At 75.2% G+C, this 20156-nt stretch carries 17 protein-coding genes; 7 read left to right on the top strand and 10 right to left on the bottom strand.

Going from position 1 to position 20156, the window contains the following annotated elements; translation table 11 throughout:
• Positions 1-71: 71 nt before the first annotated feature.
• The 3 genes from ligD (AMOR_RS17365) to AMOR_RS17355 all read left to right on the top strand — a co-directional run bounded on the left by ligD (AMOR_RS17365) (position 72) and on the right by AMOR_RS17355 (position 3066).
• Positions 72-1133, top strand: coding sequence for a non-homologous end-joining DNA ligase (ligD, locus tag AMOR_RS17365; RefSeq protein ID WP_248352835.1), 1062 nt, complete (start codon positions 72-74; stop codon positions 1131-1133).
• Between the two features lie 191 nt (positions 1134-1324).
• Positions 1325-2299 carry a non-homologous end-joining DNA ligase gene (ligD, locus tag AMOR_RS17360; protein WP_248352834.1) on the top strand — a complete coding sequence of 325 codons (975 nt, stop codon included), beginning with the start codon at positions 1325-1327 and terminating at the stop codon, positions 2297-2299.
• Positions 2296-3066 (top strand): DUF72 domain-containing protein, encoded by a 771-nt coding sequence (locus tag AMOR_RS17355; protein WP_248352833.1) that lies wholly within the window; start codon positions 2296-2298, stop codon positions 3064-3066. The genes ligD (AMOR_RS17360) and AMOR_RS17355 overlap by 4 nt, the downstream gene beginning before the upstream one ends.
• Before the next feature lie 19 nt (positions 3067-3085).
• Here AMOR_RS17355 and AMOR_RS17350 read toward each other — a convergent pair whose 3' ends face one another.
• The 3 genes from AMOR_RS17350 to AMOR_RS17340 are packed head-to-tail and all read right to left on the bottom strand — an operon-like array spanning position 3086 to position 7901.
• Positions 3086-3718: a class I SAM-dependent methyltransferase gene (locus tag AMOR_RS17350; RefSeq protein ID WP_248352832.1), complete on the bottom strand. Its 633-nt coding sequence runs from the start codon at positions 3716-3718 to the stop codon at positions 3086-3088.
• Positions 3715-5058 carry a 2-oxoglutarate dehydrogenase complex dihydrolipoyllysine-residue succinyltransferase gene (odhB, locus tag AMOR_RS17345; protein ID WP_248352831.1) on the bottom strand — a complete coding sequence of 448 codons (1344 nt, stop codon included), beginning with the start codon at positions 5056-5058 and terminating at the stop codon, positions 3715-3717. The genes AMOR_RS17350 and odhB overlap by 4 nt, the downstream gene beginning before the upstream one ends.
• A gap of 8 nt (positions 5059-5066) precedes the next feature.
• Positions 5067-7901, bottom strand: a complete 2835-nt coding sequence (locus AMOR_RS17340; RefSeq protein WP_248352830.1) for a 2-oxoglutarate dehydrogenase E1 component — start codon at positions 7899-7901, stop codon at positions 5067-5069.
• Positions 7902-7960: 59 nt separating this feature from the next.
• On the opposite strand from AMOR_RS17340, the gene AMOR_RS17335 reads away from it, so the two are divergent.
• On the top strand, positions 7961-9121 hold the full coding sequence (locus tag AMOR_RS17335; RefSeq protein ID WP_248352829.1) for a N5-glutamine methyltransferase family protein: 1161 nt from the start codon (positions 7961-7963) through the stop codon (positions 9119-9121).
• Between the two features lie 633 nt (positions 9122-9754).
• On the top strand, positions 9755-10822 hold the full coding sequence (locus tag AMOR_RS17330; RefSeq protein WP_248352828.1) for an HNH endonuclease: 1068 nt from the start codon (positions 9755-9757) through the stop codon (positions 10820-10822).
• 178 nt (positions 10823-11000) lie between these two features.
• Here AMOR_RS17330 and AMOR_RS17325 read toward each other — a convergent pair whose 3' ends face one another.
• Positions 11001-12185: an Acg family FMN-binding oxidoreductase gene (locus tag AMOR_RS17325; RefSeq protein WP_248352826.1), complete on the bottom strand. Its 1185-nt coding sequence runs from the start codon at positions 12183-12185 to the stop codon at positions 11001-11003.
• 108 nt (positions 12186-12293) lie between these two features.
• Between AMOR_RS17325 and AMOR_RS17320 the strand changes: the two genes are divergently transcribed.
• Both AMOR_RS17320 and AMOR_RS17315 read left to right on the top strand, forming a co-directional pair.
• A complete protein-coding gene (locus tag AMOR_RS17320) occupies positions 12294-13595 on the top strand; it encodes a hemolysin family protein (RefSeq protein WP_248352824.1) in 1302 nt (433 codons plus the stop codon).
• A gap of 5 nt (positions 13596-13600) precedes the next feature.
• On the top strand, positions 13601-14272 hold the full coding sequence (locus AMOR_RS17315; protein ID WP_248352822.1) for a phosphatase PAP2 family protein: 672 nt from the start codon (positions 13601-13603) through the stop codon (positions 14270-14272).
• 7 nt (positions 14273-14279) lie between these two features.
• Here the strand turns inward: AMOR_RS17315 and AMOR_RS17310 are convergent, their stop codons facing one another.
• The 6 genes from AMOR_RS17310 to AMOR_RS17285 all read right to left on the bottom strand — a co-directional run bounded on the left by AMOR_RS17310 (position 14280) and on the right by AMOR_RS17285 (position 20127).
• Positions 14280-15299: an NAD-dependent epimerase/dehydratase family protein gene (locus AMOR_RS17310; protein WP_248352820.1), complete on the bottom strand. Its 1020-nt coding sequence runs from the start codon at positions 15297-15299 to the stop codon at positions 14280-14282.
• Positions 15300-15349: 50 nt separating this feature from the next.
• A complete protein-coding gene (locus AMOR_RS17305; RefSeq protein ID WP_248352818.1) occupies positions 15350-15730 on the bottom strand; it encodes a response regulator in 381 nt (126 codons plus the stop codon).
• Between the two features lie 124 nt (positions 15731-15854).
• Positions 15855-16499, bottom strand: coding sequence for a zinc ribbon domain-containing protein (locus AMOR_RS17300; protein ID WP_248352816.1), 645 nt, complete (start codon positions 16497-16499; stop codon positions 15855-15857).
• A 150-nt stretch (positions 16500-16649) separates the two neighbouring features.
• Positions 16650-18581, bottom strand: a complete 1932-nt coding sequence (locus tag AMOR_RS17295) for a J domain-containing protein (protein ID WP_248352815.1) — start codon at positions 18579-18581, stop codon at positions 16650-16652.
• A gap of 13 nt (positions 18582-18594) precedes the next feature.
• Positions 18595-19410, bottom strand: a complete 816-nt coding sequence (locus AMOR_RS17290) for a prolipoprotein diacylglyceryl transferase (RefSeq protein ID WP_248352814.1) — start codon at positions 19408-19410, stop codon at positions 18595-18597.
• Positions 19411-19473: 63 nt separating this feature from the next.
• Complete coding sequence (locus AMOR_RS17285; RefSeq protein WP_248352813.1) at positions 19474-20127, bottom strand: hypothetical protein; 654 nt, start codon at positions 20125-20127, stop codon at positions 19474-19476.
• Positions 20128-20156 lie beyond the last annotated feature (29 nt).

The raw sequence follows: 20156 nt of genomic DNA, 5'->3' as shown, positions 1-20156 counted from the left end.
GAGCGGCTGCCCACCCGGCGGCCCGCCACCCGGGGTTGCGCACACCCCGCGTACGTGCCGACCGTTCGGGCGTGGCCCCCCGCGCGCCCGCCCCGGCCTATCGCGCCCAGCTCGCGACGCTCGTCGCGGAGCCGCCGGCGGGTGATGGCTGGGTCCACGAGGTGAAGTACGACGGGTACCGCATCGGCGCCGCGCTCGAGCGCGGGCGCGCGACGCTGTGGAGCCGCCGGGGAAAGGACTGGACCGCGCAGTTCCCGGAGGTCGCGCGCGCCGTGGAGGCGCTGCCCGCGCGCCGCGCCCTCCTCGACGGCGAGGTCGCGGCGGTGCTGCCCGACGGCCGGACGAGCTTCCAGGCGCTGCAGAACGCGTTCTCGGGCGGCCGGCGCAGCCTCGTCTACTTCGTCTTCGACCTGCTCCACCTCGACGGCGAGGAGCTCTCCGGGCGCCCGCTCCTCGAGCGGAAGGCCGCGCTCGAGCGGCTCCTCGGGGAGGGGCGCGGGCTCGTCCGATACGCGCCGCACGTGACCGCGGACGGCGCGGCGACCCTCCGCGAGGCGTGCCGCCTCGGGCTCGAGGGGATCGTCTCGAAGCGCGCCGACGCGCCGTACCGGCCCGGGCGGAACACGGTCTGGGTGAAGGCCAAGTGCGTCGCGCGGCAGGAGCTCGTCATCGGGGGCTTCACGGATCCGGAGGGCGCGGCGCGCGAGGGGATCGGTGCGCTCCTCGTCGGCGCCTACGAGGGCCGCGCGCTCCGGTTCGCCGGCAAGGTCGGGACCGGCTTCACGAACGAGGGCGCCCGGGCGCTGCGCGCCCGGCTCGAGAAGCTCGAGCAGCCGGACCCGCCGTTCACGCCCGAGCCGCGGGGGTGGCTCGGACGGAACGCGCACTGGGTGAAGCCGGTGCTCGTCGGGGAGGTCTCGTTCACGGAGTGGACGAAGGACGGCAAGATCCGGCACCCGTCGTTCCAGGGGCTCCGCGACGACAAGCGCGCGGAGGAGGTCGTGCGGGAGCGGGCCACGAGCGCCGACGCCCCCCCTCACCCCGGCCCTCTCCCCCCGCTCGCGCGGGGGGAGAGGGAGGACCTCGGTCGACCGCGAACGCCACCTCGGCCCGGAAGGCGAAGACCACCTTGAGTGAACGTCTCCCGGGAGAGGGAGGACCTCGGTCGAGCGCGGCTTCGACCGCGAAGCCGAAGGCCACCTCGAGTGAACGTCTCCCCGAACAGGGAGGACCTCGGTCGACCGCGAGCGCGACCTCGACCCGGAAGGCGAAGACCACCTCGAGTGAACGTCTCCCCTCTCCCCCCCCGGGGGAGAGGGACAGGGTGAGGGGGCCGGCCCGCCCCCGCTCCTCCACCGAGCCGGCGATCGAGATCGGCGGCGTCCGCATCACGCACCCGGACCGCGTGATGTTTCCCGACCCCGGCCTCACGAAGGCCGACGTCGCGCGCTACTACGCCGAGGTCGCGCCGGCGATGCTCCCGCACCTCGCCGGCCGGCCGCTCACGCTCTACCACTGCCCCGAGGGCCTCCTGGGCGAGTGCCGCTTCATGAAGCACTCGAAGCAGTGGGCGCCCGCCGCGGTCCGGCGCGTCGCGATCCGCGAGAAGACCAAGACCGGCGAGTACCTCGTCGTCGACACGGCCGAGGCGCTCCTGTCCCTCGTCCAGATGGACGTGCTCGAGCTGCACACGTGGAACTCGACGACGGATCGCCTGGAGGAGCCGGACCGGATCGTGCTCGACCTCGATCCCGGCCCGGAGGTGCCCTTCTCCGCGGTCGTCACGGCGGCCCGGCTCGTCCGCGAGGCGCTCCGCACGCTCGGGCTCGGCGCGTTCGTGAAGACGACCGGCGGCGCCGGCCTGCACGTCGTCGCCCCGCTCGTCCCCGCGGCGCGCTGGCAGGACTGCCTCGCCTTCGCGCGCGGGCTCGCCGGGCTCCTCGTCCAGCACGATCCGCGGACCTTCACGGCGTCGTTCGCGCGGACCGGGCGCGAGCGGAAGATCCTCGTCGACTACCTCCGGAACAACCGGACCAACACGTCGGTCGCGGCGTTCGCGGTGCGGGCGAGGCCGGGCGCGCCGGTCTCCGTGCCGCTCGCCTGGGACGAGCTCTCCCCGCGCCTCCGCCCCGATCGCTTCACGGTCCGCACCGTCCCGCGCCGCCTCGCGCGGCTCGGCGCCGATCCGTGGGGCGCCTACCGCCACGAGGCGCGGCCGCTCGCGAAGGCGCTCCGCGACGCGGTGGCGTCCGGGGCGCCCGCGCCGGGACGCGCCGCGTCGGACGGGGTCTCGCCGTGACCGCCGCGCGCCTGCGCATCGGCACGAGCGGCTATCTCTACCGCCACTGGCGCGGCGTCCTCTACCCGCCCCGCTTCCCGCAGCGGAACTGGCTGCCGCTCTACGCCCGCTTCTTCGACACCGTCGAGATGAACGCGACCTTCTACCGGCTGCCGTCGCCGGACGCGGTCGCGCGCTGGCACGACATCGTGCCCGCCGGGTTCGTCTTCGCGGTGAAGGGCTCGCGCTACCTCACGCACATGAAGCGGCTCCTCGACGCGGGCGAGGGAATCCGCCGGTTCTACCACCCGGTCGTCCACCTCCGGGAGAAGCTCGGCCCGACGCTCTGGCAGCTCCCGCCGCACATGAAGCCGGATCTGGAGCGGCTCGACCACTTCCTCTCCCGCCTGCCGCCGGGGCGCCACGCCTTCGAGTTCCGCGATCCGGCCTGGTACGCGGACGCGATCTGCGACGTGCTCGACGGGCACGGGGCGGCGTTCTGCGAGCACGACGCCGTGACGCGGTCCCCGCCGCGGCTCACCGGCGGCTGGCGCTACCTCCGGTTCCACGGCACGACCGGCCGGTACTCGGGCCGCTACGGCGCGGAGGGGCTCCGGCCCTACGCCGAGGACCTCCTCGCGTGGGCGCGGCGCCGCCGCGACGCGTACGTCTACTTCAACAACGACCTCGGCGGCCACGCGGTCCACGACGCGCTCACGCTCCTCGCGCTCGTGGGCGAGGAGCGACCGGCGCCGGACGCGGGCGAGCGCGCGGCGCGCGCGCAGTAGTCCCGGCCGGGCCGCGCGCTCACCGCTTCACGGCGACGAGCCGGAGCCCGGCCGCGCGGATCACCCCCGCGCGCACGAGCCGCCGCTCCTCGCAGAGCAGCGCCGCGACCGCGCTCGCCGCGCCCGGACCATCCCGAGGCGTGCCCGAGATCCGCGCCGCGACCCGGCGATACAGCGCGGGCACCTCGCGCGAGTCGATGAGGTCGAAGCGCGCCGCGACGAACCCGCGGATCTCGACGCCAGCGTGCCCGACGGTGCCCGCGCGGCGGGGGTCGAGGTCCTCGACGAGCAGGATCGCGCCGTCGTCGAGGAGCCGCCACGCGGACCGGAGCATCGCGTCGAGCGATGGCGCCATGCGGAGGACCCCGGTGAGCGCCACGACCGCGAACGGCCCGCCGCGGACGTCCTCGATCCCGCCGGTCACGACGTCGAGCCCGCGCGCCCGGGCGACCGCCGCGGCGGCGGGATCCTCCTCCACGCCCGACACCACCACGCCGTTCCAGGCGAGCCGTGCGAGGACCTCGCCGTCGCCGCAGCCGACCTGGAGCAGATGCGAGGTCCGCGCCGCCCAGCGGCGCAGGAACACCCGCGTCGCGCCCGAGGGAACGTCGGCGGCGGAGCGCACGAGGCGCGGCGGCAGGGGGACGCTCACACCTCGAGCAGGATGCGCTCCGGGTCCTCGATGCACTCCTTCACCTTCACGAGGAAGCTCACGGCCTCGCGGCCGTCCACGAGCCGGTGGTCGTAGGAGAGCGCGACGTACATCATGGGCCGGACGGCGATCTGGTCGCCCTCGCCGACCACGGCGCGCTTCTCGATCTTGTGCAGCCCGAGGATGCCGGACTGCGGCGGGTTCAGGATGGGCGTCGAGAGGAGCGACCCATAGATGCCGCCGTTCGAGATGGTGAAGGTCCCGCCGGCGAGGTCGTCCATCGTGATGCGGTTCTCCTTCGCCTTCTTCGCGAGCTCGCCGATGGCCTTCTCGACCTGGGCGAACGAGAGCGCGTCGGCGTCGCGCACCACCGGCACGACGAGCCCCTTGCCGCCGCCGACCGCCACGCCGATGTCGTAGTGGTCCTTGTAGACGACGGCGTCGCCGCGGATCTCCGCGTTCACGCCTGGAAAAGCGCGCAGCCCCTCGACCGCCGCCTTCACGAAGAAGGACATGAACCCGAGCTTCACGCCATGGCGCGCGAGGAAGCTCTCGCCGTGCTTCTCCCGCAGCGCGAGCACGCGCGACATGTCGACCTCGTTGAAGGTCGTGAGGATCGCCGCCGTGTGCTGCGCCTCGACGAGCCGGCGCGCGACGGTCTTCCTGAGCGGCGTCATCGGGACGACGCGCTCCCGCGCCGCCGCGCCGTCCTTCCCGGGGGCCTGCACCGGGGCCGGAGCCGGCGGCGCGGACGGCGCCGGCGCGCGTGCCTCCAGCGCCCGGACGACGTCCTCCTTCCGGATCTGCCCGCCGGGACCGCTCCCGGCCACGACGCCCTCGGCGACGCCGGCCTCCGCCATGAGGCGCCGCGCCGACGGCGGCGCCCGGCGCGGCGCGGGTGCGTTCGCCGCGGCCGCGCCCGGCGCCTCCAGCGGCACCGCGGCGGGACGGCCGCCGGCGCCCGCGCGGACGCCGTTCGCGCCCCCGAGGCCCTGGGTCGCGCGCGGGTCGCGCGCCGCGGTGGCGGCGTCGTCCCGCCCCGCCGGCCGGACGCCGCCCGGGAGCGGCCCGGAGCCGAACGGCGACGCGGCGTCCTGGGACGAGGCGGCGTCGAGCTCGGCGATCACCTCGCCCACCGCGACCGTGTCCCCGCTCGCCTTCAGCACCTTCCGGAGAACGCCGGCCGCGGGCGCCGGGACGGCGACGGTGGCCTTCTCGCTCTCGACCTCCACGAGCGGCTCGTCGAGCTGGACCGGCTCGCCCTCCTTCTTGAGCCACGCGCCGATCGTCGCCTGCGTCACCGACTCGCCGAGGGACGGGACCTTGAGCTGGATGGACATGGGGTTCGCTACCGCTCCTGGGCGGCCGCGCGCGTCTCCGCGCGCTGGGTGCGGGGCATGGGCTCGCCGAGCGCCTGCCGGACGAGCTGCTCCTGCTCGAGCTTGTGGCGCGTCATGGAGCCCACCGCGGGGCTCGCCGAGGGCGGCCGCGAGACGAGCTCGAGGGGCCGGGGCAGCCGCGGCGAGAGGTGCAGGTCGACGTAGTCCCACGCGCCCATGTTCGCGGGCTCCTCCTGGGCCCACACGATCTCCACGCCGGGCCGGAACCTCGCGACGGCGTCGCGGATCGCCTCGTGGTGGACCGGGTACAGCTCCTCGACCCGGACCAGCGCGACGTGGCGCGCCGTCGACGCCTCCCGTGCCGCGACCAGGTCGTAGTAGACCTTGCCCGAGCACAGGACGACCCGCGTGATCTCTCCCGGGTCCTCGACCGGATCCGCGATCACGGGCTGGAAGCCGCCCTGTGCCAGCTCCTCGATGGACGAGACCGCGCGGGGGTGCCGGAGCAGGCTCTTCGGCGACATCACCACGAGCGGCTTTCGCCACGGCGACACGACCTGCCGCCGGAGCGCGTGGAAGTACTGCGCGGGCGTGGTGAGGTTCACGACGCGCCAGTTGTCGTCCACCGACAGCTCGAGGAACCGCTCGAGCCGCGCCGACGAGTGCTCCGGCCCCTGCCCCTCCATCCCGTGCGGCAGGAGCAGGACCAGGCCGGAGAGCCGGTTCCACTTCGCCTCGCCGGACGCGAGGAACTGGTCCAGGATCACCTGCGCCGCGTTCACGAAGTCGCCGAACTGGGCCTCCCAGATCGTGAGCGCCTCCGGCATCTCCAGGCTGTAGCCGTACTCGTACCCGAGCGCGGCCGCCTCGGAGAGGAGGCTGTCGCGGACCTCGACGGTGCCCTGGCCCTCGCGCAGGTGCGCGAGCGGCGTGTAGGGGACGCCCGTCGAGTAGTCGAAGAGCACCGCGTGGCGGTGGCTGAACGTGCCGCGCCGGACGTCCTGGCCGACGAGCCGGATCCGGGTCCCGTCGAGCGCGAGCGTCGCGATCGCGAGCGCCTCGCCCATGCCCCAGTCGAGCGGGCGCGCCCCGCGCCCCATCTCCGCGCGCGCCTCGAGCACCTTCTGGAGCTTGGGATGCACCGCGAAGCCCTGCGGCACCTGGGTGACCGCCTCCGCCGCGTGGCGGACGACGTCGAGCTTCACCGCGGTCCGCGGCTCCTCGCGAGGGTCGAGGAGGCCGCCGCGGTACCGCTTCCAGAACCCGGTCATCGCCTGCGCGCCCGCCTGCACCGCGAGCTTCGCGGACGCCTGGTACGCCGCCTCGAGGCGGCGCCGGTAGCCGGTCGCCATCGCCTCGACCTCGGCCGGGGTCGCCGTGCCCTCCTTCACGAGCTGCTCGGCGTACTCGGCGCGCAGCGTCGGCTTCCGCGCGATCGTCCGGTACATGACCGGCTGCGTGAACGACGGCTCGTCGCCCTCGTTGTGCCCGTGCCGGCGGTAGCCCCAGAGATCGATCACCACGTCGTGGTGGAAGCGCATCCGGAAGTCGACCGCGAGCAGCACGGCCTGCGCCACCGCCTCGATGTCCTCCCCGTTCACGTGGATGAGCGGGATCTGGAGCATCCGCGCCGGCCCGGTGGCGTACGTCGTCGAGCGCGCGTCGCGCGGCGCGGTCGTGAACCCGACCTGGTTGTTCACGATGACGTGGATCGTCCCGCCGACCGCGTAGCCCTCGAGCTGCGACATGTTCAGGATCTCGGCGACGATCCCCTGCCCCGCGAACGCCGCGTCGCCGTGGACCAGCACCGGCAGCGACCGGAGCCTGTCGAAGTCCTGGTAGCGGTCCTGCTTCGCCCGGACGCGGCCCTGCACGACGGGGTCGATCCACTCGAGGTGGCTCGGGTTGAAGGACAGCGAGAGGTGGACGAGGACGCCGTCCGGCGTCTCCCGATCGCTGGAGTAGCCGAGGTGGTACTTCACGTCGCCGCCGGCGGCGTTGATGATCGCGTTGTCGCGGAACTCGGCGAAGATCTGCTCGAGCGGCTTGCCGACGATGTTCGCGAGGACGTTGAGCCGGCCGCGGTGCGCCATCCCGATGACGACGTTCCGCACGCCGTGCCCGGTCGCGCGATCGACGAGGAACTCGAGGAGCGCGAGGAAGCCCTCGGCGCCCTCGACGCTGAAGCGCTTCGCGCCGAGGAACCGCGTCCCGAGGAACTGCTCGAGGCTCTCGGCCTGGAGGATCTTCTCGAGGAGGAGCTTCTTCACGCCCGGCGCGAGCGGGAGCCGGTTCCTGGTCCGCTCCATCCGCGCCTCGAGCCAGCCGCGCAGGTCCTGGTCGTGGATGTGGGCGAGCTCGACGCCGAGCGTCCGGCAGTAAGTCTCCTCGAGGCGCGAGACGAGATCGCGGAGCGTCCGATCTCCGCGCCCCTCCGGATCGGAGGAGGGCCGGTCGAGGTCGGACGGCGAGAGGCCGAACTGCTCGAGCGTGAACGGCTCGGCGGGACGGACCAGGCCGAGCGGGTCGAGCCGCGCCCGGAGGTGACCGTACTCACGGTATGCCTGGACCAGCCGGTCGACCTTCGCCTGGAACGCCGCGTCCGGTCCCGCGCCGGCGGACGGGCCCGCCGCCGTCAGGGCGGCGTGTCCGTTCGCGCGCCGCGGCTCGAACGCCTCGGGCGGCGGAGCGGCGCCGGGCGCCGGCGGGAGGTTCTCGAAGTAGGCGCGCCACGGGGCGTCGACGGCGCTGGGATCGCGCAGCCACGCGTAGTAGAGGTTCTCGACGAAGGACAAGTTGGTCGGGCTCGGTGGCGTCGCGAGCGGGTCCGTCTGCGCAGGCATGGCGGCGTTTACTTAATCGCGGGACCGCCCCGCCGGCCCTCGAACCGCACGGAAAGCCGATGCCGGACCCCACCGACACGCCCCCCGAACCGAGCCCGCCCCGGGTCTCGTGGCGAGACGCCGCGGGCGAGCACGTCGCGCACTGGGTGTCACCGGGCGCGTCGCCGCCGAGGCGGATCGGCGTCGCGGACGACCGCACCCGCGCCGCCGAGGCGTTCGCGCGGGTGCGCCGTGGCGAGGCGCTCGTCTACGCCGGCGACTACCAGAACGCCCGCCAGCTGCTCGCCGCCATGGCGCGGCGGATCGCGCCGCGGGCCCCTCGCGCGGCGGATCCCGCGGGGCTCTTCCGGGCGGAGCGCGAGACGGTGCGCCTCGAGCACGAGATCCTCGGCCGCCTGCTCGTCCCGCTCGGGGAAGGCTGGACGGTCGGGCTGCGCCGCGCGCCGGACGTTCGCGTGGCCTGCGAGGAGGCGCTCGGCGCGCCCCCGGGCGGGGACGCGGTCCTCCCGCTGCGCGACCTCCTCGGAATCGTCGGCGCTCACGAGTGGCGACGCCGCGGCCTCCCGATCCCGGCGCTCGGCGGGGACCGGATCCACCCGCACTACGGCGTGTACGCGCCGATCCGCGGCGAGTACGTGGACCTCGTGGCCGCCGCGGCCCGCGAGTGGCCCGTCGCGGGGAAGCGCGCGCTCGACGTCGGCACCGGCACCGGCGTGCTCGCGATCGTCCTCGCCCGCGCCGGGGCGCGGGTCACCGCGACGGACCTCGAGCCACGCGCCGTCGCGTGCGCGCGCGAGAACGTCGACCGCCTCGGCGTCGCCGACCGCGTCGAGGTCGTCCGGGCGGATCTCTTCCCGCCCGCCGCCGTCGCGGAGCTGGTGGTCTCGAACCCGCCGTGGGTGCCGGCGGCCGCGCACGGACCGCTGGATCGCGCCGTGTACGATCCGGGCGGCGCCTTCCTCGAGCGGCTCGTGCTCGGCATCCCGGAGCGGCTCGCGCCGGGCGGCGAGGCGTGGCTCGTCCTGTCCGATCTGGCCGAGCGGCTCGGGCTCCGGGAGCCGGATCACGTCGAGCGGCTCACGGCGCGGGCCGGGCTCGCGATCGCCGCGATGCGCGAGGCGCGCCCGACGCATCCGCGCGCGCGGGACGCCTCGGATCCGCTGCACGAGGCGCGGTCCCGCGAGGTGACGCGGCTCTTCCGGTTGATGCTGGTGAAGTGAGAGCGAGAGGGGCCCTGCGCAGCAGGGCCTGACGATTCATCACATGTCTCCCACATGTCTCCGCGAGGGTCGGCAATCGTCGTCGTGGGGATGATGCGTGACCGATGGGTGAGCGGGGAAGGGGCTGAGAAGACGGGGACGGCCGGGGCGGGGCCGCGTGGACGGGACGTCGCGGTGGGGATCGGCCCACAAGAAGCCTGTGTTGTGGCGCCAGCGATCCGGAGCTCAGCTGAGCCGAGCCGCGGGGCGCGCGGGAGCGTCCACGCGGGAACGGGCTTCGATGTTCGAACGATGCGACGAGGGTCCGTGTGTGCCGAGCCGTGGGCCGGCGAGCAGCAGTTCGCCAGATGAACCACTCTCAGTGAATTACGATCCGCACGGCCGCCGGCGCAGCGCGGATCAGTTTCGGTCGCACCCAACAGGAACGCCACGCCACGCTTGACGCCCGGGCGGCGAAAGCCGCCGCTCGCGCTCGGGCTCACGCGAGAACGGCGCTGCTGGAGCGCTGGCTCGCCGGCGTGCTGCGCTGGAAGTTGCCGAGGGGTGCGCGTGACGCCCCTCCGCGTTCGCTCGTCAGCGGGTCCTTCCCGGGCGTTCCAGGAGGCCTCGAAAACCCGTGCGAGAGTGCTCTTCATGGACACCGCACGCGCACTCTCCGCGAACCTCGCCTCCCTCCTCCGGCGCGAGCACTCCGCCCTCGGCGCGTTCCTCGTGGCGCTCGCTGACTTCGACCGGCGCAGGGCGTGGATGACGCTCGGGCACGCCTCGCTGTTCGCGTACCTCCACCGCGAGCTTCGGCTCTCCAAGGCGGCGGCCCAGTACCGCAAGGTCGCGGCGGAGCTGATCCAAGAGGTGCCCGCGGTGGGCGACGCGCTCGGCGAGGGTCGGCTCTGCCTGACCTCCATCGTCGAGGCCGCCCGGGTGGTCACCGCGCAGAACTGGGAGACCGTGCTGCCCCGGTTCTTCGGGCTCTCCCGGCGAGAGGCGATGGAGGTCGTCGCGGAGCTCCAGCCGCATCCCGCGCCGCCGACCCGGACCATCGTCTCTCCGGTGCGGACCGCGCCCTCCGAGGTCGCCGCCGGCCCCGCCTTCGCACGCCCGGCCCTTCCGCTCGAGGTCGGGCCGGCGGGGAACTGCACACCTGGTTCGTCAAGCGAACTCACTGATCGTGAAGTCAACACTTCTGCCCGCACGCACAGGCCCGCCGAGGTCGTTCCTCTCACCGCGGACCTGCGCCGGTTCCACCTCACCGTCTCCGATCGCTTCCTCGAGAAGCTCCAGGCGGCGAGGGATGCGCTCGCCCACGCACGCCCGGGAGCGACGGAGGAGGAGCTCCTCGAGGCCGGCCTCGACCTCCTCCTCGAGGAGGCCGCGAAGCGGAAGGGCCTCGTCGCGAAGCCACGGAAGACCCCGCGGCCGGCGAAGGCCGATCACATCCCGGCGCACGTGAAGCGGGCGGTGATGGAGCGGGACGGCGGCCGCTGCCAGTTCCGGCTCCCCTCCGGCGAGATCTGCGGCTCCACGCACCAGCTGGAATTCGATCACATCGAGCCGGTCGCGCTCGGCGGCGCGTCGACCGTCGACAACGTCCGGATCGCCTGCAGGCGGCACAACATCATCTCGGCGCGGAGGGTGTTCGGGGACGGCTGGATGGATCGGTACGCTCCGGGCAAGGCCGCGCTCCCGGCCGAGACCGGCTGAAGTCCTCCGTCGCTCCCGGACGCGGACGTGGCCCTGCGAGAACGGCGCCCCCGCCGCTCCTCCATGCGCGGGGACGTCGCGCGTGCCCGCGAACGCGGGCACGCGACGTCACGGGCCCCGCGCAGCAGGAGTTGGGCCCCCACGGCTCTGCCGGCGGGCCGGGGCGGTACGCCCCCGCTCAATGAACGGTGCTCGGCACCGCCGCCTCGACGCTCGTCGCCGGCCTGGGCTGCGCGACGACCGGCTCGCGGCGCGCGAGCGGCGCCGGCCGCCGCGACCGCACCTCGAGCCGCCGGAGGACCTCCTCGACGGGCCGCCGCGGCGTCGGCCTCACCTGCAGCCCGTAGCCGAGCCGGAGCATGATCTGCGGGACGCCGCTCTCGCCCAGGACGTCGCGGAGCCGGCTCCGCAGCTCGGGCAGCTCGATGGGCTGGTTCAGGTACGACGCGTAGAGGCCCGCCGCGGTCGCGCGCAGCAGGACGCGCTGGAGCGCCTCGCCCGCGGCGATCCACTCCTCCTTGCCGTCGCGCGGCGTCGAGAGCACGAGGAGCGCGCGCGTGCCGAGCGCGCGCTGTCGATCGCGCTCCGCCTCGGCGCGGGCCGGGTTCGCGAAGCGGAGCAGCAGCGGGTGGAGGATCGCCGCCGCGTCGCTCCGGCCGCTGGCGTAGCCGGGCATCCCGTCGAGGCGCGTCGTGTCGTTGGCGCGGCTCCACGCGGCGTACTCGGCGCGGAAGCGGGCGCTGTCCCACTGGCGGTGGTCGCCCTCCGCGACGAGCTCGGCGATCGCGCGGCGCTGGCTCTGCTCCACCGGACGCAGCCACACGCCCTCGCGGCGCGCCTCGCGGAGGAGCTGGGTCACGAGGCCATCCGGCGGCTCGCGGCCGTCGAGCGGGAGCCGGTTCGTGCGGCGGTGCGGGATCGCCTGGAACAGCTCCTCGAGCTCCGGCGTGAACGCGCGGCGCTCCTCGAGCCGGATCCGCGCCAGCAGGCCGTCGCGCCGGTGCTCGCGGAGCACCTCGACGGACGTCGCGTGGCCGAAGTGCGCCGCCGCGAGCTGCAGGTTCACCATCGCCGCGCCGCACGCCATCGTGAGCTCGCGGCCGTCCGGATCCGCGGCGGGGAGCGCGCGCGAGGCGTCGGCGTACACGCGCACCTCGTCGCCCTCGATCTCGAAGGTCCAGGGCTGCGCGTTGTGGCGCGAGGGTGCCAGGATCGCCCACGACAGCAGGAAGCGCAGGCGCTCGGCCGGGCCGCCCCACACCGGGAAGCTGCGCTCGAAGGCCGCCGGTAGACCGGTCGTGTCCACGATCATGTCCCGCCCCCGCGCGTGCGCCGCGAATGGTCCCGGCGTCTGGAGAGGCATTGAGGTAAACCTCCCGGCGGGCGATGACGAGTCCCCGCCCGTGAAGAGCCCCGCGGAGGAGGCGCCCTGACCGAAGCCGCGAAAGAGCTGATCATCGTCCTGGCGCTGGTGCTTGCGAACGGCGTCTTCTCCGGCGCGGAGATCGCCATCATCGCGGTGCGCAAGACGCGCCTCGCCCAGCTCGTGGAGGACGGCCGCGCGTCCGCGCGCGCGGTGAAGCGCCTCAGGGACCAGCCGGAGCGGTTCCTCGCGACGGTGCAGATCGGGATCACGGTGGTCGGGGCGACCGCCGCCGCGTTCGGCGGCGCCGCACTGTCGAACCAGGTCGCGCCGTGGGTCGCGCGCGTCCCGCTGCTGGCCCCGTACGCCGGGCAGATCGCCTTCGCCCTCGTGGTCGCTCTCGTCTCGTACCTCTCGCTCGTGCTGGGGGAGCTCGTCCCGAAGTCCATCGCGCTCCGCGCGCCGGAGCGGTACGCGCTGCTGCTCGGGCGCGCGCTCCTCGGCCTCTCGTTCGTCGCGCGGCCGATCGTGTGGCTGCTCACCGCGTCGTCGAACGTCCTCCTCCGTCCCCTCGGCGACCGGACGACCTTCACCGAGGCGCGCCTCTCCGCCGAGGAGCTCGAGCAGCTCGTCGACGAGGCGGGCAAGGTGGGAGCGCTCGACGCCCCGACGGCGGAGATCACCTCCCGCGCGCTGGCGTTCCGGGAGCTGACCGCCGCGGACGTGATGGTGCCGCGGAGCCGCATCGCCGCGCTCCCGCGCGATGCGGCGCCGGAGGACCTGAAGCGGCTGCTCCTCGAGGAGGGGCGGTCGCGCATGCCGGTGTACGACGGCACGCTCGACAACATCGTCGGCTACGTCATGGCGAAGGACCTCGCCGCGATGGCCTGGGAGAAGGAGCTCATCGTGCTCGCGGACCTGGTCCGCCCGGTGCACTTCGTGCCGGAGAGCGCGAAGGCGGTCCACGTGCTGAAGGATCTGCAGCGGCGCCGCACGCAGATCGCGGTCGTCGTCGACGAGCACGGCGGGGTCGCGGGCCTGCTCACGCTCGAGGATCTCGTCGAGGAGCTGGTCGGGGACATCGTCGGCGAGCAGGAGGAGACGGAGGCGCTGTTCCACCGCGAGCCGGGCGGCGCGGCGCTCGTGCGCGGAGACGCGCCGATCCGCGAGGTGAACCGCGCGCTGGAGCTCTCGCTGCCGGAGGGCGACGGGTACTCGACGGTGGCGGGCCTCTGCATCGCGCTCGCCGGCGCGGTGCCGGAGCGCGGGACGCGGCTCCGGACGGAGGACGCCGAGATCGAGATCGTCGACGCGTCGCCGCGCGTGGTCCGGCTCGTGCGGATCCGCGTGCCGCCGCAGGTGGCGGTCGAGGCGAGCGGAGGCGACGGCGCCACGCGCGAGGCGGACTAGCAGCGATGGTCCGCGGCGTCGTCGACGCGGTACGCGGCCGGCCGGCGTTCTACCTCGCCGCCGCGCTCGGGCTCGCGTGCCTCGCGGTCTTCGTCGCCATCGCGCGAGAGCTCGGACCGCTCTCGCCGCTCGACGCGGCGGTGGTCCGGGCGGTCGCGGCGCACCGGAGCGCGACGCTGACCGCGGCCGCCCTCGACGTGACCGCGCTCGGCTCCGGCATCGTCCTCGCGCTCTTCACGGGACTGCTCGCGCTCGCCCTCCGCCGCCTCGGACACCCGCGGAGCGCGCTCCTGCTCGTCGTCGCCGCGCTCGGGGCGATGGCCTTCACCTCCGCGCTCAAGAGCGCGTTCGAGCGGACGCGGCCGAGCGCCGTGCCGCGCCTCGTGCAGGTGGGCGGCTACTCCTTCCCGAGCGGGCACTCGCTCGCGAGCGCCGCCATCTACGGCACGGCCGCCGTCCTCGTGGCGGTGCTCGCGCGGCGGCGGGCCGACCGCGTCCTGATCGCGCTCCTCGCGGCGGCGCTCCTCGCGGCGATCGGCGCGTCCCGCGTGTACCTCGGCGTCCATTACCCGAGCGACGTCCTCGGCGGCTACTCCGCCGGCCTCGCCTGGGCGTTCGCGCTCCTCGCCGCCGCCGCCTTCACCCGCCGCGCGGCGGGCGCCGGCGACGGCCCCTGATCACCGGTCACCCGCCCCCGGCCACCGCCCGGAGCGCCGCGGTCTCGGCCCGCAGCCGGCCGGTCTCGACGGCCCAGCGGAGCGTGTCCGTCACCATGTCCTCGAACGGGCGGATCCTGTACCCGAGCTCGCGCTCCGCCCGGGCCGACGAGACGAACGTGTACAGCGCGCTCGCCCGGACGAGGTCCCGCGTCATCCCCGTCCTGCGGCGGTACACGCGAGCGGCGGTCTCCTGCAGCCACGCGAACCCGAGCGCGACCGGCACCGGCACGCGCCGCGGCGGCGGCACCCCGGCGACGGCGCAGGCGCGCCGCATCATCTCCGTCATCGTCAGGTTGTGGCCCCCGAGGATGTAGATCTCCCCGGCGCGCCCGCGCTCGAGCGCCGCGACGTGACCCGCCGCGACGTCCCGCACGTCGCAGAACGACACGCCGCCCTCGACGTACGCCGGGATCCGCCGGCGCGCGAGCGCCACGAGGATCGACGCCGACGACGAGTGGACGTCGCCCGGGCCGAGCACGTACGAGGGTCGCACGACGACCACCGGGAGCCCGCGCGCGGCGAGCGCGAGCGCGGTCCGCTCGCCGCGGAGCTTCGAGACGAAGTACGGGAGCCCGAGCGCCTCGGCGTTCCCCGGCGTCGCCTCGTCCGCGACCTTCGGCGCGCGGGTCCCGCCGAGCACCGAGGTGGACGACGTCAGCACGGCCCGCGACACGCCGGCGTCGAGCGCCGCGCCGAGCACCGTCTCGACCGCGCGCACGTTCACCGCCTCGAGGACGTCCTCCATCCCGGGCGCGAACCCCACCACGCCGGCGGTGTGGACGACGCCCTCGCAGCCCCGGAGCGCCGCGCCGATCGCCGCCGGATCGTCGAGCTCGCCGCGGGCGACCTCCGCGCCGGCCGCCTCGAGGCTGGCGGTGTCGCTGGTCGCGCGGGCGTACAGCCGGACGGCGTGGCCGCGGGAGAGGAGCTCGCGAACGACGGCGCCGCCGACGAGGCCGGTACCGCCGGTGACGAGGACGCGCATGCCGATCCTGTACCGCGCCTAGCGGCCGCGGGCCAGCCGCGGCGGGACCCTCAGGCGCCGACGGAGACCGCGTGACGCTCGATCGCGTCGAGCAGATCGTTCAGCTCGAACGGCTTGGAGAGGTACCCGTTCGCCGGAGGGATCGGCATCCCGGTCGACGGCATCGCCGCGGTCATGAGCACCACCGGGACGTCCCGGAGGCCGGGGTCCCCCCGCAGCTCGGCGATGAACTGCGCGCCGTTCATCACCGGCATCACGAGATCGAGCACGATGAGGTTCGGCCGCCGGGGCTCGCTCCGGAGCCACCGGAGCCCCTCGACGCCGTTCGCGGCGGGCTTCACGGCGTAACCCTCGGAGGCGAGGCACTCCGCGACGCTGTCGCGGATCCCGGGGTCGTCCTCGATGAGCAGGATGGTTCGGCTCGTGGTCACGGGGTGCCTTGGCCCCGTGTTCTACAGACCCCGGTGGGAGCGGCGCAATCCCCCTGGTCACTCCGCCGCGCGCCCCGCCGGGAGGGTCCCGGATCGTGACGTCGGCCGGCTCAGGTCGCCCGGCTCAGATCGTCACGACGCTCGGCGCGTCGAACATCGGCGCCAGCGCGCCCCCGATGGGCGGGTGCCCGGGCGGAAGGCGGCCACCGCCCCCGATGGGCGGGTGCCCTGGGGGAAGGCGGTCCTCGCCGCCGATCGGCGGGTGCCCCGGCGGCAACCGCTCCGCGCCGTCGCCGATCGGCGGATGCCCGGGCGGCAGCGACGGAACGGCGCCGGCGTGCGCCTCACCCGTCGCGCCGTCACAGCCGTAGTCGGAGCGCATGCCGCCGACGAGCGCGTCGAGATGGTCGATGGCCCCGGGCTCGCCCGCCTCGAGCGCGCTCCGGTACGCCGCCGCGACCTCCGGGTCCGCGAGCAGCTTCGCCGAGGTCATGTTCTCGCAGACGTACTCCGGCGTGAGGCACGCCTTCTTCATCGCGACGTGCCAGTCGAGCCAGCTCCGCGGCGCGCAGGCGTCGGAGGCGCGCCACCGCGCGACGGCGGGCAGGGCCACGAGCGCCACGGCGGCGAGCGTCGCGGCCGCCGCGACGAGGCGGACCGCTCTCGACGGGCGGCGAGGCCCCGTCTCGCCGGTTCCGGCGACTCCGCAGTGCGGGCAGACGGACGCGCCCTCCTCGATCGGCGTCGCGCACAGGGAACAGGGCTTCATGGGACCTCCGCGGCGGAATGCGTCCGCCTCCGGGATCCAACCTAAACGCGACCATGTATCGGCGCCGCGCCGCACGGCTGCCCGGAAGAGGCCCTGCCGCCCGGACGAGAGCAGGCGGCCCGGACCGCGAAAGCCCCGGCGGGGCGCGACCTACGGCCGGAAGCGTCGCTCGATCCGGGCGCGGAGGAGCTCGAGCAGCTCCTCCGCGGTGCTGCCTGCCCCGGGCTCGAGCGCGAGCGCGAGCCGGCCCTTCCCGGCGAGGCGCGCGCCGTCGGCGAGCGCGCCGCCCGCGGCCGTGACCCGGACCGCCTCCGGCGCGACCGCGACGTCGTAAGGGGCGAGGTACAGGTCGGCGAAGCGCCGGCGCAGGCGCGCCACGGTGAGGCCCTCGGCCTCCGCGGGCAGCATCTGGAACCCGAGCGTGGTGCCGGCGAGCGAAGCCGTCACCTCGGCGACGAGCCCGAGGCGGAGCGCGTGGGGCGCCAGGGCCTCGAGCCCGTCCACCTCGCCGTAGCTCCAGTAGCTCCGCAGGATCGCGCCGCAGCCCGCGCAGGCGAGGCCGTGCAGCGTGTCGAGCCCGCGCGTGCGATGGAGGTGGAGCGCCGGCGCCTCGGCGCCGCACGCGGCGCACCTCTCCTCGGGACCGAGCGCCGCGAGGACCTGCCGCGCGATGGCGGCGACGGGCGCCGCGTCGAGCGCGAGGCGCACGCCGGCCGCCAGCTCCGCGGTGGCGAGCTGCGGTCCGGCGAGCACCGCGTCGCCGTCCGCGCGCGCTCCGAGCGCGAGGTGGCGCGGGAGCCGTGACAGGGCGCGGGCGAGCTCGGGCGCGCCGGGCCACGGCGAGCGGATCCGGTCCCAGCGCGCCGCCCACCCCGCCGCCGTCGCGAGCGCGTCCGGCGGGCGCCCGCCCGCGTCCTCCGCGAGGAACGCGAGGCAGGTGAGGGCCACGTCCCACGGCGCGGCGCGGGCCTGATCCTCGAGCGTCCGCGCGAGGGCGCGGGCGTCCGCGGTCGCGCGGCGCCGGTCGAGCCGAGCCGCGCTCCGCCGCACGAGCTCGCTCTCGGCGAGCGGATCGAAGACCCGCCGCGCGCCCGTCGGTCCCCGACGCTCCATCTGGCCCATCGCCGTCCTCCTCGCGCGCGCGATCGCGCGCGCCGCTGCCGTGACGCGATCCAGCCGCGCGAGCGCGTCGGCGAGCGCCGCGGCGGCCTCCTCCTCGACCTCTGCCCGCGTCTCGGCCGCGAGGTCGCCGCCGTCGGCGGCGCGCCGCTCCGCCTCGACGCGGAGCCGGTGCGTGTCGCTCCGGACGAGCCGCTCGCGCTCGCGCCGGAGCGACGCCGCGATCCGCGCCAGCGTCGCGATCCGCCGCTCGAGGTGGAGGAGCCGCTCCGCGTCGCCGAGCTCGCCCGGCGGCTCGCCCGCGCCGACCCGCTCCGCCATCACCTCGAGGGCGGTCCGGTCGCCGCGTGCGTACGCGGCGTTGACTCGCGCCATCAGCTCCGAGAGCCGCGCCGCCTCTCCCCCGTCCCGGGCGAGGTCCGGGTGCAGCACGCGCGCGAGCCGGCGGTAGAGCCGCTTCAGGACGAGGGCGTCCGCCTCGAGCTCCGGCGGCCCGTCCTCGCCGGCGTCGCCGCTCGCCGTCCCCTCCTCCGCGCCCTCCGCGCCGGGCTCGCCGGCGGCCGGGTCCCACCCGGGCGGCGTCTCCCGCGCCGCGGCGCGGGCCGCCGCCCGCCGCCCTTTCGCGCGCCGCCGTCCCGCGCTCGCGCCCGGCTCCGCGATCGTGCCCGCCCCGATCGCCTCGGCGAGCGCGAGGAGCGCCTCCTCGAGGCGCCGCAGCCTTCCGACGAGCCGCTCGGCCGCGGCGAGCTCGGCGAAGGCCGCGCCCACACCGTGCTCCCAGCTCCGGCCGAAGGCCGCGAGCGCGCCCGAGAGCGCCTCGACGTCGGCGTCGAGCGAGGTCACCTCCGCGACGACGGCGCGGAGGCGCGCCTCCGCGTCGGCGATCGAGGCGGCGGGGCCGGCGGGCTCCCCGCCGCGCGCGAGGGCGGTTGAGCGGGCGAGCGCGCGGTCGTCCGGGGGCATCCCCCGAGTTCTATCACCCCGCCGCGCTGGCGGCAGAGCGCCGGCCGGGCGAGGCGGCGGCCGGCGGCCGGTTGCGCAGGAGCCCGCGGACGCCGCCCGCGACGAGGAGGAAGCAGAACCACTGCGCGAACGTGAGCCCCCACTGGCGCCCGTCGGCGTAGGGCACCTCGCCCGGCCGCGCGCGGAGGAAGTCGAGGAGGAACCGCGTCACGCCGTACAGGAGCGCGAGGAGCGCGAGGAGCCGTCCCCGGAGCACGCCGCGCCGGTGGAGGGTCCAGAGGAGCGCGCCCATGGCGAACAGGAAGATCGCCTCGTAGAAACCGAGGTCGTGGCGCGGCCCGCCGCCGTCGTTCCAGTTCACCGCGAGGAAGAAGCTGGAGTGGATGCCGGGGTGGTCGTGCACCGTGAAGCAGCCCACCCGCGCGATCCCCCAGCCCGGCGCGATGCCGAGCGCGAACGCGTCGGAGTAGTCGGCGAAGCGGACCTTCTTCCGCGTGAACCAGACCACCGCCGCGAGGATGCCGCCGAGGAGGCCGCCCATCGACGACAGCCCTTCCCAGAACTTCAGGATCCGGAGGGGCTCCTGGAGCTCCTCGCGGTGGTAGAAGAGCAGGTGCACGAGGTGTCCGAAGAGGACGCCCGTCAGCACGCCCGCCACCGAGAAGTCGAGGATGACCTGCGGGTCCTTCCCGAGCTCCCGGGCGCCCTTCGCCGCGAGCTGGACCGCGACGAGGATCCCGATCGCGGAGAGGATCCCGAACGACTGCACCGTGAAGGGGCCGAGGCTGAAGCTCGGCAGCTCGAACCAGGGGATGACGGCGAGAGGCATCGGCCGGTCTTTACCGCTCGTCCCCGCTGCCGTCCACGGCTTTCCGGCCGGCGCCCGTGGACCTCAGAGCTCGATGCCCATCCCACCCACGACCCCGTAGGTGGACCCGCCGACGTCGTAGGTGTTCCGCTGCGTGGTCGTCCCCGAGACGTTCACGGTGACCTGCTTCTGGACGAGGTCCCAGCGCGCGAACGGCGCCGCGGAGAGGACGAGGCGCGCCGGGCCGAACGGGACGCGGAAGGCCAGGGTCGGCCGGACGCCGACGTACGGCAGCCACACCGACTTCGCCTGCGACGGGTCGAGGTCCTGCGACAGGCCGATGTTCGAGATGCGGTGGCCGCCGAGCTCGCCGAGGAGGTCGAGCCGGAGCCAGTCCGTGAGGTTCAGCGCGACGCCCACCAGCGGCGTCACCACGGCGCTGTCCGACCGCGACCTCAGGAGCGCGCCCTCGTAGAGGCCGCCGAGGTCGAGCCAGCCGAGCCGCAGGACCGCCGCGCCGCCGTACGCGTCGAAGTCGCCCTGCAGGAGGTCTCGCCCGTCCTGGCTCTGCACGGAGGAGACGCCGTGCGCGAGGCCGAGCACGTCGTAGCGGGACACACCGCCCCACACGGTGAGCGTGAGCGACCAGGGCGAGTTCGGCGAGACGTCCGCCCGGGCGGGCGTCGCCAGGGCGAGCGCGCCGGCGGCGGCGAGGACGGCGACGAGGCGCGTGCGCATTCGGCCACTCCTGTCTTCGTTCGACGACG

It is taken from the genome of Anaeromyxobacter oryzae (assembly GCF_023169945.1).
Classification (GTDB): Bacteria; Myxococcota; Myxococcia; order Myxococcales; family Anaeromyxobacteraceae; genus Anaeromyxobacter; species Anaeromyxobacter oryzae.
This window is presented reverse-complemented; position numbering and strand designations above follow the sequence as displayed.